The organism is Enterobacter sp. KB-280D8 (assembly GCF_041399405.1).
GTDB lineage: Bacteria > Pseudomonadota > Gammaproteobacteria > Enterobacterales > Enterobacteriaceae > Enterobacter > Enterobacter cloacae_N.
The window spans coordinates 133509-146295 of sequence record NZ_JBGKEC010000005.1; the positions used below are offsets into that span (position 1 = coordinate 133509).

At 54.4% G+C, this 12787-nt stretch carries 12 protein-coding genes; 3 read left to right on the forward strand and 9 right to left on the reverse strand.

Features of this window, described 5'->3' with window-relative positions; all coding sequences use genetic code 11:
* Nucleotides 1-34 precede the first annotated feature (34 nt).
* A complete protein-coding gene (locus AB8818_RS15965) occupies nucleotides 35-991 on the forward strand; it encodes a polysaccharide deacetylase family protein (RefSeq protein WP_163330028.1) in 957 nt (318 codons plus the stop codon).
* A 24-nt stretch (nucleotides 992-1015) separates the two neighbouring features.
* On the opposite strand, the gene AB8818_RS15970 is transcribed toward AB8818_RS15965, so the two are convergent.
* From AB8818_RS15970 to rfaD, 6 genes are read right to left on the reverse strand one after another with little or no spacing between them, the layout of a single operon-like run.
* Nucleotides 1016-2230: an O-antigen ligase gene (locus tag AB8818_RS15970; RefSeq protein ID WP_116342985.1), complete on the reverse strand. Its 1215-nt coding sequence runs from the start codon at nucleotides 2228-2230 to the stop codon at nucleotides 1016-1018.
* A complete protein-coding gene (locus tag AB8818_RS15975) occupies nucleotides 2218-3126 on the reverse strand; it encodes a glycosyltransferase family 2 protein (RefSeq protein WP_116342987.1) in 909 nt (302 codons plus the stop codon). Before AB8818_RS15975 ends, AB8818_RS15970 begins: the two co-directional genes overlap by 13 nt.
* Before the next feature lie 5 nt (nucleotides 3127-3131).
* Nucleotides 3132-4232, reverse strand: coding sequence for a glycosyltransferase family 9 protein (locus tag AB8818_RS15980; protein WP_116342989.1), 1101 nt, complete (start codon nucleotides 4230-4232; stop codon nucleotides 3132-3134).
* 3 nt (nucleotides 4233-4235) lie between these two features.
* A complete protein-coding gene (gene rfaC / locus AB8818_RS15985) occupies nucleotides 4236-5219 on the reverse strand; it encodes a lipopolysaccharide heptosyltransferase RfaC (protein WP_166709688.1) in 984 nt (327 codons plus the stop codon).
* Nucleotides 5220-5222: 3 nt separating this feature from the next.
* Complete coding sequence (gene rfaF, locus AB8818_RS15990) at nucleotides 5223-6269, reverse strand: ADP-heptose--LPS heptosyltransferase RfaF (protein WP_116342993.1); 1047 nt, start codon at nucleotides 6267-6269, stop codon at nucleotides 5223-5225.
* Nucleotides 6270-6271: 2 nt separating this feature from the next.
* Nucleotides 6272-7204 carry an ADP-glyceromanno-heptose 6-epimerase gene (gene rfaD, locus AB8818_RS15995; RefSeq protein ID WP_080329840.1) on the reverse strand — a complete coding sequence of 311 codons (933 nt, stop codon included), beginning with the start codon at nucleotides 7202-7204 and terminating at the stop codon, nucleotides 6272-6274.
* Between the two features lie 215 nt (nucleotides 7205-7419).
* On the opposite strand from rfaD, the gene kbl reads away from it, so the two are divergent.
* Both kbl and tdh read left to right on the forward strand, forming a co-directional pair.
* Nucleotides 7420-8616 (forward strand): glycine C-acetyltransferase, encoded by a 1197-nt coding sequence (gene kbl, locus AB8818_RS16000; protein ID WP_023309905.1) that lies wholly within the window; start codon nucleotides 7420-7422, stop codon nucleotides 8614-8616.
* A gap of 9 nt (nucleotides 8617-8625) precedes the next feature.
* The gene (tdh, locus tag AB8818_RS16005) at nucleotides 8626-9654 is read left to right on the forward strand and encodes an L-threonine 3-dehydrogenase (protein WP_042717745.1); all 1029 of its coding nucleotides are present in this window, start codon (nucleotides 8626-8628) and stop codon (nucleotides 9652-9654) included.
* A gap of 26 nt (nucleotides 9655-9680) precedes the next feature.
* On the opposite strand, the gene AB8818_RS16010 is transcribed toward tdh, so the two are convergent.
* Genes AB8818_RS16010 through AB8818_RS16020 form a run of 3 tightly spaced genes read right to left on the reverse strand, consistent with a single transcriptional unit; the run spans nucleotide 9681 to nucleotide 12787 of the window.
* Nucleotides 9681-10595 (reverse strand): hypothetical protein, encoded by a 915-nt coding sequence (locus tag AB8818_RS16010; RefSeq protein WP_116342997.1) that lies wholly within the window; start codon nucleotides 10593-10595, stop codon nucleotides 9681-9683.
* 15 nt (nucleotides 10596-10610) lie between these two features.
* Nucleotides 10611-11816, reverse strand: a complete 1206-nt coding sequence (locus AB8818_RS16015; protein ID WP_192984116.1) for a glycosyltransferase — start codon at nucleotides 11814-11816, stop codon at nucleotides 10611-10613.
* A 20-nt stretch (nucleotides 11817-11836) separates the two neighbouring features.
* Nucleotides 11837-12787, reverse strand: coding sequence for a divergent polysaccharide deacetylase family protein (locus AB8818_RS16020; protein WP_116343001.1), 951 nt, complete (start codon nucleotides 12785-12787; stop codon nucleotides 11837-11839).

The window sequence follows — 12787 nt, forward strand, 5'->3', positions numbered from 1 at the left end:
CATAGCGCTAACTTCCCTGTCATGCGGACTCATTATGAAAAAACCAGCGTTTATCATCACGATTGATACTGAGGGCGATAATCTCTGGCAGAATCACCGCGTCATTAAAACGGAAAACGCGCGCTATCTGGCCCGCTTTCAGACCCTTTGTGAACGTTTTGGTTTTAAGCCCGTATGGCTGACAAACTATGAGATGGCAATTGAGCCCGTTTTCATTGAGTTCGCCAGGGACGTGATTGCTCGCAGGCAGGGGGAGGTGGGAATGCACCTTCACGCATGGAATAGCCCGCCTGAGCACGATCTCACGGGAGATGACTGGCGCTGGCAGCCGTATCTGATTGAATTTTCAGACGAGGTGATGCGTGAGAAAGTGCTGTTCATGACCCGTCTGCTGGAAGAGACATTCCAGACCAAAATGCTGAGCCACCGCGCCGGGCGCTGGGCATTTGATAGCCGCTATGCAAAATTGCTCGTTGAACTGGGCTACCAGGTTGATTGCTCCGTGACGCCGCGCGTGAACTGGCGCAACGCGAAAGGTGCCCCGCAGGGTAATGGCGGAACGGATTATCAGCATTTCCCCGACCACGCCTATTTTATGGATTTAGATACTATTTCCCGGGCGGGCAATAGCCCATTACTGGAAGTGCCGATGAGCATTCAGTATAAACATCCGGCCTGGTTGAACACGATCAAACAGGGGTACGATCGTCTTCGCGGGAAATACCGTTCGCCCTCCGTGAACTGGCTACGACCGACGGGTGGAAATGCGCCGCAGATGATTCAGGTCGCGCAGCAATGCTTGTCTCAGGGAAATGACTACGTGGAGTTTATGCTTCACTCGTCTGAATTTATGCCTGGCGGAAGCCCCACGTTTAAAGATGAGGCGGCGATCGAAGGGTTATATCAGGATTTAGAAGCGCTTTTTAGCTGGCTATCCGATAAAACGGTGGGGATGACGCTGGCGGAGTTTTATCAGTACAAGAAAAAATAATGCCCGCGAGGCGGGCATAATCGCTTAATGAGGGTGCCTGGATTGCGAGAAAGGGGGGCTCAACGCAAACAGGGTTACAAAGAAGATTAGGGCTTCTGAGCTCAGTAAAATGACGTCCGTCAGGCCATAAAGCAACAAAAGTAGCATGGTCGTCAGCAGCAGGCCATTTCTGTTCTTCAGCGCGTACGCGATTATCGAAACGAAGAAAAAGAGTAATACCACCAGACCCGGAAGCCCTTGCAGAGAGTATTTTTCGATAAATTCATTGTGTAGGTGTATCTTTAAATAGCCAAGTGCAGTAATTAGATTAGGATGTCCATCATTAATATAATGCTGCGTCCAGATATACCTTTCTTCTAATGATTGCCCTAGTGGATGTGCAAGCCCGTTCTGAATACCTACATTCCACATGGTAAAACGAGAGCCAAGTGAGGTGCTGTCAACACCACTTTCATATTTCTCAAGTTCAGCCTGTGCTTGCATAATCTTAGGTGAAATTAATGGCTTGTAACTAACGATAACTACACCCGCCACGATACATAAAAAAATCAGCGTTGATTTTAGGTGAATTCTTCTGAAGTGGTAGAGCGTGAGCACAATCGCCAGAAGCAAATACAGCCCCATTGCGGCACGTGTACCAGTTAAAAGAATGACGAAATAAGATATTAAGACGATGAGCCCTGCAGCAACATACAGCTTTATATTTTTTTGCAGGTAAAGGCTGTATACAAACGCCAGTGACAGTACAGAGTAAACATAGGCTGATACGGTCGCACGATTTATGGCCATCTCGATACGCCCCATACCTTGCGATGCCTGCCATAAGCCATAGCCAGTGGCAAGTACAAACCCCGCGCCAGAGGCGTATAAGAAATATTTCTGAAAGGATGCTTTATCGATGTAAGACTTAAACCGATCAAGATAGAAAACGAGAATACTCGCTAAAATCAGCTTCTTACTGGCACCAAGATAATCGCTATAAGCGTTTAAACCTTCGCTATGATATTCATACACCATATACCAGACAAGATTGAGTATCCCAATCAGCAAAATGGGCAGCGCGATAGAAAAGGGACGTAGCGTAATTTTTTTATATTCGCAAGCTAAACCGATAATGCTGGCATAAACCGCGATGTAGAAAAATTCTCGTTGTTTACCTGAGCTCAGCAGCGCCAGCGCAAGCGAAATGAGGCTCAAAATCAGTGCAAGCTGATAGAGCCGCAGTTTTACTTTTTCCATAATGCCTCAATAACCCTTTTTTTGTAGCTGAAACGTACATCTCTGGAGAAGAAAAAAGAGAAAGAATAAAGTGCATTCACCCGCTGCTTAACCAGTTTGAGCTGCAGGTCGGTCAGGTGTTGTCGGTGATTACTGTAAATATCAAACCAGTGGCAATTAATAAGATGCTTAAATGATGGCGGGAATGTTTTTTCCATCTGTAATGTGCATTCAACCAGCGTAGCGATTTTACTGGCGTCAAGACGGCTCGACAAACTGTCGCTGCGTTTGATGTAATAATAGTGTCCCTGACGCTGAAAGAATATTTTACTTGATTGCATCAGCATCCCGGGAAATACCGCGAAATCTTCATAGCAGACCATAGAAGGGATCGGATTGGTTGTGTACAGCCTGCGGTGTACGAATTGCCCGATGAGGTGCGCCTGAAAATCTTTGTGCTGTAAGAAACGCTTTATTGCATCACTTTGCGACAATGAGACGGGGGTGAATCCCTGCCAGGCGGAGGTAATTTTCCGCATATCGCGAATTTCCAGCAGGCGCGTCAGCAACATATCAGGACGCTCTGCTTTCAGGAAGGCGACGGCATCCCGGACGCTACCCGGCTTCAACAGATCGTCGCTATCCAGCATCGTGATGTATTCGCCCGAAGCCAGCGAGACTGCGCTATTTCGAACATGCCCTACGTTACGGTACTCAACGTAATGGGATTGCGCATGCGGAAGCTTTGGCAACCACGTCTCAATAATATTCTGTGTGGAATCACCGGAACTGTCATTAAAGATAATGACTTCGACTTCATCGCCTGCATTCTCAATCGCGTTTTGCAGGCTTTCCAGCGTGGCGTGAAGCGTGTCTTCAGCGTTGTGTGCGGCAATAATGATGCTGAGAAAAGCCATAGTAATTAGTTTCCCTGCGCATCAAGGGCAGAATTTGCTGTTGGCAGTCCGCAAATGAAATGTTTGAGTTCGTCCAGCGATTCGTCTGTTACCGCGAAGAGTTCTTCCCGGCTTTGTGAGAAGTAATATCGTGTTTCAAAAACATACGAGCAAATGTTGTCATCATTACCAATCAGCAACACGTTGCCAAGCGGGCGTTGCTCATAGTGGCAGCACGGTCCGAACAGTAAGACGACCGGCACACCCACCGCATCGGCGATATAGACATTCCCCGAGTCGGACGCGATATAGCAATCCATTTTAGAAATGGCCCACGGAAGCTCTTCCAGCGAGAGCTTGCCAATCAGATTAATAAAGTTGGGCAGTTCACCATAAGCGCGGATGATGTCGTCCATCCACGACTGTTCATTCGGGGCGCCAAAGACATAAAACTCGCAGGGCAGGTCGGCGAGACGATCGGCAATTTGCTTCCAGATAACCGGCGGAACGGTTTTCGCCTTATTCCCGGCGGCGATACTGATGCCAATGCGGATCGCGCCCGGTTTATCAAGGATCGCCGGATAAGTCGCGGGTTTAAAAAGTGGCTTTGTGGCGTGCTTTGGCGAATCTCGCCAGGTCAGAGCGCGATCGGCCAGCTTAAGATAGTTCGTTACGGACAGCGTTTTTCTGCCGTGTTCAACGGTACCATCGGCCGTTGTATAGAAAATCCCGTGATACCACCTGCGCGTGTAAGTGCTTAAAAATTGTTTGTTTTTGGCATTGCACACGGAGGCGAAAAAGAGATTCACGCTGTTAGGCTGCAACAGGTATACGTTGTCATAGCGGTTCATAATCCTGCAGGCAAAGCGAAGCTTTCGCCACAGGTTACGCTTTTGCTGCTCGATAAAAAAAATCTCGTCGATCGTCTCATCATGCTTCGCCAGCGCGCCAACGCTGCGACTGATCAGCACGTCGCTTTTTTGCAGCCAGGCCAGGAGGGGCGTTGCATTAACAAAATCGCCGATTTTAGCTGTTTGAATGACCAGGTTTTTACCTGTCTCCTTGCGAAACAGCTTCCGGAGAAGCTTCACCGGAAAGAGTAAAATCAGCAGAAATACGTAACTCATGGGTTAAATATCCCTGTTGGAAAGCCAACGGCTGCCCTGTAAAAATGAAAAAATCGCATCTGCGCTGATATCCTTCGTTTGCTGAGTCGGGCTGACCATCTGATGCTGGTTTTTGCCATAGCCCCCGATCAGGCCGGGATCAGTCGGGCCAAAAAGGGTGATATTTGGACGATCCAGCGCCGCGGTTAAATGGCTTAAACCCGTATCCACGGAAACAACGGCGTTAGCGCCTGCCAGCTCTGCGGCAACCTGCGCCAGCGTGAGTTTGGGTAAAACCTCAACGTGGGTAAAGCCTGCAGCCAGACGCTCCGCACGCTGCCGTTCATGCTCAGCGCCCCACGGGAGTTTAATATGGATACCGGAGGGTTGCATTAGTTCAATCAGCCTTCGCCAGTGCGTTTCCGGCCAGTGCTTATCGTCACGCGTTGTGGCATGCAGGAAGACAAGATAAGGCTGAGCACAGGGATCTGTATTGCGCAAAAAGTGCTGTGCAATGGCATAGTCGCCCTGGGTTTCCGGTTTCGCATAGCCGAGGCTTTTTGCGAACAGCTCGCGGGTGCGTTCCACGGCGTGCTGCTGTTTTGCGATGTGGTGGCGGCGGTTATAGAAGAGGCTCGCCAGCGGTTCGCGGGCGGTGTGCCAGTCCATGCCGTGCTTTACGCCGTGCGCCAGACGCGTGACCAGCGCGGCGCTTTTCACCAGCCCCTGGGCGTCGATGATTGCGTCGTAGCGCTGCGCCTGCACCGTTTCACGGAAGGCTTTACGCTCGGCTTTAATCGGCGCGGAGAACCACGCTTTGCGCCAGCGGCGAATCGCGACCGGGATCACGCGGTCAACCGCTTCATGCCAGGTGGGGATCTGCGCGAAGCCTTCTTCCACCACCCAGTCAAAACGGATGCCGGGGATGGCCCGCATAGCGTCCGTCAGCGACGGCAGCGTATGCAGAACATCGCCCATTGAGGAGGTTTTAACGATCAATACCCGCATCCGTTATCCTTCTTCGCTCAACAGCAGTTCGTTGAGCTCTTCGAGAACGCGCTGCGGGGTAATATCGATCAGGCTCTGATGGTAGCCTTCTGCGGCATCGCCCTTGCGTACCTTGTGGTAGCCGGTGATCAGGCGGATGACGCGCGCTTTGTGCGACAAGGGCGGGGTGAAGTCCGGGCTGCTTGGGCCATACAGCGCGACCAGCGGACGGTCCAGTGCGGCGGCGACGTGCATCAGGCCAGAGTCATTGCTGACCACGGCTTTACAGGCGGCAATCAGGATAACCGCCTGTTCAAGCTGCGTTTCTCCTGCCAGGTTGCGGCACCAGGCCTGTTGTTCATTGCTCAGCGTGGCGAGTATTTCGTTGCCCGCCTCGTGGTCCTTCGCCGAGCCAAACAGCACAATCTGGTAGCCTTCGTCGATCAGCTGTTTCGCCAGTTCGGCGTAGTGGTAGTGCGGCCAGCGCTTTGCCGGACCAAATTCCGCGCCAGGGCAGAAGCCAATCATCGGGCGTTCAGACGAAATGCCAAACGCGTTGCAGGTGTGGGATTTCTCCCCGTCGTTAACCTGAAGCTGCGGCCACAGCAGCGGCTGCGGCAGGTCTTTCGCGCTGCGCATCACGCCTTTGTCGTAGGCCAGCGCCACGTAGCGCTCCACCATCAGCGGCCAGGCCTCTTTATCCAGCACCCGGGCGTCGTTCAGCAGGCCGTAGCGCATTTCACCTCGCCAGCCGGTACGGTGCGGGATACCCGCAAAGAAAGGCACCAGGGCGGATTTGAAGGAGTTTGGCAGCACGTACGCGCGATCGTAGCGCTTCTCGCGCAGGCTGTGGCCGAGCTTGCGGCGCTCGCCGATTTCCAGCGCCCCGTGGCCAAGCGGCATCGGGATCGCCTCGTTCACTTCCGGCATGCGCGATAGCAGCGGACGGCACCATGCAGGTGCCATCACGTCGATTATCGCCTGGGGATAACGCGCCTTGAGCGTGCGATAAAGACTTTGCGACATCATCATGTCGCCCACCCAGGACGGGCCGATCACCAGAATCTTCATACTTATGCGTCGCGGTTCAGCCAGGCCATATATTCCGTTACGCCTTCGGCAACGGTCTTGAACGGCTTGTCGTAGCCTGCGGCGCGCAGGTTGGTCAGGTCTGCCTGCGTGAACGCCTGATAGCGGCCTTTCAGCTTGTCCGGGAACGGAATGTACTCGATGCTGCCTTTTTTGTGGTACGCCAGCGTCGCGTCAGCCACTGCCTGGAAGGATTCCGCGCGGCCTGTGCCCAGGTTGAAGATGCCGGACACGCCGTTTTCCCAGAACCACAGGTTCACGGCTGCCACGTCGCCCACGTAAACGAAGTCGCGCTTGAAGCCGTCGCTGCCTTCAAACAGTTTCGGGCTTTCGCCGTTATTCAGCTGGGTATTCAGGTGGAACGCCACGCTCGCCATGCTGCCTTTGTGGCCTTCGCGCGGTCCGTAGACGTTGAAGTAGCGGAAGCCGACGATCTGGGAGTTCGCTTCAGGCAGGATCTGACGCACGTACTCGTCGAAGAGGAACTTGGAGTAGCCGTAGACGTTCAGCGGCTGCTCGTACTCGCGGGACTCGATGAAGTCCGAGGTACGACCGCCATAGGTTGCAGCCGAGGAGGCGTACAGGAACGGAATTTCACGCTCCAGGCAGTAGTGCAGAAGCTCTTTGGAGTACTGATAGTTGTTGTCCATCATGTACTTGCCGTCCCACTCTGTGGTGGATGAGCACGCACCTTCGTGGAAGATGGCTTCGATCTCGCCGAACTCTTCACCTGCCATAATCTGGATAAGGAAGTCTTCTTTATCCATGTAGTCAGCGATGTTCAGATCCACCAGGTTAACGAACTTGGTGCCGTCTTTCAGGTTGTCCACCACCAGGATGTCGGTGATGCCTTTGTCATTGAGGGCCTTGATAATATTGCTGCCGATAAAGCCCGCGCCGCCGGTAACGATGATCATAACTGTAACCTTTGAAGTGTGGAGCCCGGGGCCAATCCCGGACGCTAATGTTCATATCATATCATTAGTATGGCGACCCTTCAGCCATTCACCGATATGCAGCAGGGTTACACGTGATTTATGCTGCAAAAACGAGAAGAGATACTGCGTCATCTCGTCATGAACTATAGGTTTGGGTAATATGTGCCGAAATTTGCCGAGTCTGGAGAATTGCAATGCGTGGTGATTTTTACAAACAGTTAAACAGCGACCTCGACACCGCACGTGCGGAAGGGTTGTTCAAGGAAGAGCGTATTATCACGTCTGCTCAGCAGGCGGACATCACCGTTGCCGACGGCAGCCATGTGATCAACTTTTGTGCGAACAACTACTTAGGTCTTGCGAATCACCCTGAGCTGATTGCCGCGGCGAAAAACGGCATGGATACCCACGGTTTCGGCATGGCCTCCGTACGCTTTATCTGCGGTACGCAGGACAGCCACAAGCAGCTTGAGCAAAAGCTGGCGAGCTTCCTCGGAATGGAAGACGCGATTCTGTACTCCTCCTGCTTCGACGCCAACGGCGGTCTGTTTGAGACCCTGCTCGGCGCAGAAGATGCGATTATCTCCGACGCCCTGAACCACGCCTCCATCATCGACGGCGTACGTCTGTGCAAAGCGAAGCGCTTCCGCTACGCCAACAACGACATGGTCGAGCTGGAAGCGCGCCTGAAAGAGGCCCGTGAAGCGGGGGCTCGTCATGTGCTGATCGCCACCGACGGCGTGTTCTCGATGGACGGCGTGATCGCCAACCTGAAGGGCGTGTGCGACCTGGCGGATAAATACGACGCGCTGGTAATGGTCGATGACTCTCACGCGGTCGGCTTTGTCGGCGAAAACGGCCGTGGTTCCCACGAATACTGCGACGTGATGGGCCGCGTGGACATCATCACCGGCACGCTGGGCAAAGCGCTCGGCGGCGCGTCCGGCGGTTACACGGCTGCGCGCAAAGAGGTGGTTGAGTGGCTGCGCCAGCGCTCTCGACCGTACCTGTTCTCCAACTCTCTTGCGCCGGCGATTGTGGCCGCCTCCATCAAAGTGCTGGAGATGGTGGAGTCCGGTGCCGAACTGCGCGACCGCCTGTGGTCCAACGCCCGTCTGTTCCGTGAAAAAATGAGCGCTGCAGGGTTTACCCTGGCCGGTGCCGATCACGCCATTATCCCGGTGATGCTGGGTGATGCGGTCGTCGCGCAGAAGTTTGCCCGCGAGCTGCAGAAAGAGGGGATTTACGTCACCGGGTTCTTCTTCCCGGTGGTGCCAAAAGGTCAGGCGCGTATCCGCACCCAGATGTCCGCGGCGCATACGCCTGAACAAATTGAACGTGCGGTGGAAGCCTTTACCCGCATCGGTAAACAGCTGGGCGTAATTGCCTGAGGACGTGTGATGAAAGCGTTATCCAAACTGAAAGCGGAAGAAGGGATTTGGATGACCGACGTGCCGGAGCCGGAAGTCGGTCATAACGATCTGCTGATCAAAATTCGTAAAACCGCCATCTGCGGTACTGACGTTCACATCTACAACTGGGACCAGTGGTCGCAGAAAACTATTCCTGTCCCGATGGTTGTCGGCCACGAATATGTGGGTGAAGTGGTCGGCATCGGCCAGGAAGTAAAAGGCTTCAAGATTGGCGATCGCGTTTCCGGCGAAGGCCATATTACCTGCGGCCACTGCCGTAACTGCCGCGGTGGACGTACGCACCTGTGCCGTAACACCGTCGGCGTGGGCGTTAACCGTCCGGGCTGCTTCGCGGAATACCTGGTGATTCCGGCCTTTAACGCGTTCAAAATCCCGGACAATATTTCTGACGATCTGGCCTCTATCTTCGACCCGTTCGGCAACGCGGTGCATACCGCTCTCTCCTTCGACCTGGTGGGCGAAGACGTGCTGGTCTCCGGCGCGGGCCCAATCGGCATCATGGCGGCAGCCGTGGCGAAGCACGTGGGCGCGCGCAACGTGGTCATCACCGACGTGAACGAATACCGTCTGTCGCTGGCACGTAAAATGGGCGTGACCCGCGCGGTGGATGTCTCTAAAGAGAGCCTGACCGACGTGATGGAAGAGCTGGGCATGACCGAAGGCTTTGACGTGGGTCTGGAGATGTCCGGCGCGCCACCGGCGTTTCGCACCATGCTGGACACCATGAACCACGGTGGGCGTATCGCGATGCTGGGTATTCCGCCGTCGGATATGTCCATCGACTGGAACAAAGTCATCTTCAAGGGGCTGTTCATCAAGGGTATCTATGGCCGCGAGATGTTCGAAACCTGGTACAAGATGGCGGCGCTAATCCAGTCCGGTCTGGATCTATCACCGATTATTACGCACCGTTTCTCCATCGACGAATTCCAGCAGGGCTTTGACGCGATGCGTTCCGGTCAGTCAGGAAAAGTGATCCTGAGCTGGGATAAATAATCAAAAAGGGGCCAGCGGCCCCTTTTTTACTGATTCTTTTTCTCTTCGTCCGTCAGGTAACGCACCTTGCGGGTGTAGTCCTGCCCTTTGAATAACAGCTTATTATCTGGCGATTCAAGATACTTCTGCCATTCGGAAAGTGGGAAACCACCGTGCGCGCCAATCACCTCTTTCGGCACAACAGCTTCCTGTCCGCCGATCTTCTTGGACACCGGCCAGTTCATCCAGTCGCCCAGATTAACCGTTTTTAAATCCAGCATGTCCAGCAGCGCGGCGAGCGGCAGCTGATCGGTTGGCGGCTGCGTGTCGTCCATCAGTTCCCAGGTATCCTGGAACAGCGTCAGCCACAGCGGGCAGATACGGCGCCAGGTCTTTTTGGTGGCCGCAAGAAACGCGCCGTTAACGTGATCGACCAGATAAGGGCGCACCGTCTCTTTGTAATACGCCGGCACTTTCTCCGCTGGCGCACCGTCCAGCTTGGCAATCATTTTGCCCTGACGGAAGCTGGAGTAGATGTGCATATCGGCCATGTTAATTTCCGGCATTTTCAGCAGGTTGAGATCGGAATCGATCATCAATACGCCTTCACCGCGCGCCTGTAACGGGGCGTTCAGCTTCACCAGACGGCTGAGGTAGATCTGCTTATAGCGGTAACTTTCCTCGCGTACCGGAAGGGTAAGCGTGACGACGCGGGTCTTTGGCGGGAGTTCGCCGAAAGCGGATTCAGGCTGATCGCTGACGATAACAATTTCGCTGACGTCGGTGGCATAACGTTCTGCAAATGTCGCTGACAACAACGCTTCTTCAACGAAATCCGCGCCCGTACACGGGATCACGATGGAGTCCACCGCAACGAGATCGCGCGTAACCGGAAGGGAAGCGTACGGAATGTTATGTCGCCCGGTGATGTGGCGGTAGCGAGCATTCAGGAATTTAAACATGTTGTTCTCGTTTGGTTATTGCGCGCCAAGAACGGCCTCGACACCGTTAACATAGCTTTCAATGGCATACACGTTGCAGACATTCTGATGCGCAGCCGCGGCGAGCCGGGCGCGCAGATCGGGATCCTGCCAGATATTATCCAGATGTTGAGCAAGTTTCGATACATCGCTCCACGGGAAAAGCAGCCCGGTCGCCTCGTGGTCGATCAATTCTGCCGTGCCGGTCACCTTTGAACCAATGACGGGGATGTTCAGCAGCATTGCTTCCAGCACGACGCGGGGCAGACCTTCGCTCTGCGAGGCCAGAATAAACGCATCGAAGGTAGCGAGGTAGTCAAAAGGCGTGTTCTGGAAACCGGTAAAAATCACGTGCCCAGCAATACCCAGCGCTTCAGCCTGTGCCGCCAGCGCGCCGCGTTCAGCCCCTTCACCGACCAGCACCATCTTCCATTTTGCCTGCGGATGCTGCTGGTTGAACTGCGCCAGCGCCGCCAGCGTATGGTGGTTAGCCTTGCGGGGGATCAGCGATCCAATGCTGCCGAACACAAAGGTGTCGTCATCAATGTTCAGACGATGACGCATGGCGCGTCGGTCGGGCAAAGGCTGGTGGATGTCGATGGCATTGTTCACCGTTGTACACAGCCCGGGCCGGACGCCATGCTGAAGTAACACGCGCTCGACGCCGTGCGAAACGGCGATGATTTTTGTGGCATGGGCATTCACCAGCTTTACCAGCGGGGGCGTCAGCACCGGTTCAATCCGGCAGTGCTGAATTATCCGCGCATGCAGCTTCGCGCCCGCCAGGTAACCCTCTTCGTTAGAGCCTGGCTGGTTGTTCATGTACAGCGTATCGAAACCGCCTTCCCGGAAAATCGTCTCGATCTTGCGGACGTTAGGGCGAATGCGCCAGAGGGTATCAACATGGCGCGTAAGCGCCTTCCGGGCGCTGCGGGAGAAAAACAGCAGGCTGCGGCCCAGCTCTTTTGCGATTTTCGCCCATGCGGGCTGTTTATGCTGGGGAATGACAATTAAGGGAATGCCAATGCCGTTCAGCACCTGACCGATGGTTTGCCCTTCGGCCCGACTGTAGTCGCTGTAAAAACAACAGGTAATATCGAACTTCTCGCGGTTAATGCGCTTCAGAAGTTCGAGCATGCTGTTGGTGCCTCCTCCCCACTCTTTACCGGTATCGAGGAGCAGAATTTTGTGTCGTTGCGGCATTGTTCTACCTTAATCGCCTGTCACTGGGAGTGGTTCGCTGAGACTTTCTTACCCCATCCCTGCCACTGGTGCTGGAAGTATTGCACCAGCGTACTTTGACTCACACTTTCGCTGATTACCGTGAAGAAGCGGGTTGCATGCACCGGTTCAGGCGGTTGTTTCAGCGTGCAGTTCTTCACGCCGCGGAACGGATTGCGCGGCTGCGTTGCCGGAGGTTGAGCGCTACCCGGACGAGACGTGTCTACCTGCGGTTCATTGAGCAGATCGCTCGGGCGTACCAGCGTGATGTCGGCAGGCAGGGAGGGCAACATCTGCTGTAGAACGCGCACCGTTGAAGGATGCGGGTGCCCAATGGCAATAGCCGAACCGTTACGGCGCGCCAGCGCTACCGCGCGGTTAAACTGCACGCGGATATCCGCTTCATTCTGGGAGTCGTCCAGGAAGACTTTACGCTTAATGACCTTTACACCCGTCCCCTGAGCGGCCCGCATCGCCTGGCTGTTGCCGATGGTCATGCTGTCGAGGAAGTAGAGATTGTAACGCTCCAGCGCCTGCATCACTTTCAGCATTCCATACAGGCTGGAGGTCATCGCGCTGCCCATATGGTTGTTCAGGCCTACGGCATACGGAACTTTGTTGTAGGCGTCACGGATGATGCGCTCGATCTCATCGCTGCTCATATCCGGGCGCAGGGTATCTTTTTCCAGCGGCTGCTTGCTGAGCGGGGCCATTGGCAGATGAATAAGCACCTGATGACCGCTGTTGTGGGCTTTGGTAGCCATCTCGTGCGCGTGTGGCGCATTGGGCAGGACGGCGACGGAGATGGCTGACGGCATCGCCAGCACCTGATTTTCATAATGCGGACGATAACCGAAGTCATCAATCACAATCGCGAGTTTGCCTGCATAAGCTGGTGCTGCCAGCGCCAGCGCGCTGACGACGGCGAGAATCATTCGACGAAACTGAAGCAA

Bases quoted from the DNA above. Each gene is read 5' to 3' on its own strand.
- AB8818_RS15965 (WP_163330028.1), top strand. From the start codon at position 35: ATGAAAAAACCAGCGTTTATCATCACGATTGATACTGAGGGCGATAAT.
- AB8818_RS15970 (WP_116342985.1), bottom strand. From the start codon at position 2,230: ATGGAAAAAGTAAAACTGCGGCTCTATCAGCTTGCACTGATTTTGAGC.
- AB8818_RS15975 (WP_116342987.1), bottom strand. From the start codon at position 3,126: ATGGCTTTTCTCAGCATCATTATTGCCGCACACAACGCTGAAGACACG.
- AB8818_RS15980 (WP_116342989.1), bottom strand. From the start codon at position 4,232: ATGAGTTACGTATTTCTGCTGATTTTACTCTTTCCGGTGAAGCTTCTC.
- rfaC (WP_166709688.1), bottom strand. From the start codon at position 5,219: ATGCGGGTATTGATCGTTAAAACCTCCTCAATGGGCGATGTTCTGCAT.
- rfaF (WP_116342993.1), bottom strand. From the start codon at position 6,269: ATGAAGATTCTGGTGATCGGCCCGTCCTGGGTGGGCGACATGATGATG.
- rfaD (WP_080329840.1), bottom strand. From the start codon at position 7,204: ATGATCATCGTTACCGGCGGCGCGGGCTTTATCGGCAGCAATATTATC.
- kbl (WP_023309905.1), top strand. From the start codon at position 7,420: ATGCGTGGTGATTTTTACAAACAGTTAAACAGCGACCTCGACACCGCA.
- tdh (WP_042717745.1), top strand. From the start codon at position 8,626: ATGAAAGCGTTATCCAAACTGAAAGCGGAAGAAGGGATTTGGATGACC.
- AB8818_RS16010 (WP_116342997.1), bottom strand. From the start codon at position 10,595: ATGTTTAAATTCCTGAATGCTCGCTACCGCCACATCACCGGGCGACAT.
- AB8818_RS16015 (WP_192984116.1), bottom strand. From the start codon at position 11,816: ATGCCGCAACGACACAAAATTCTGCTCCTCGATACCGGTAAAGAGTGG.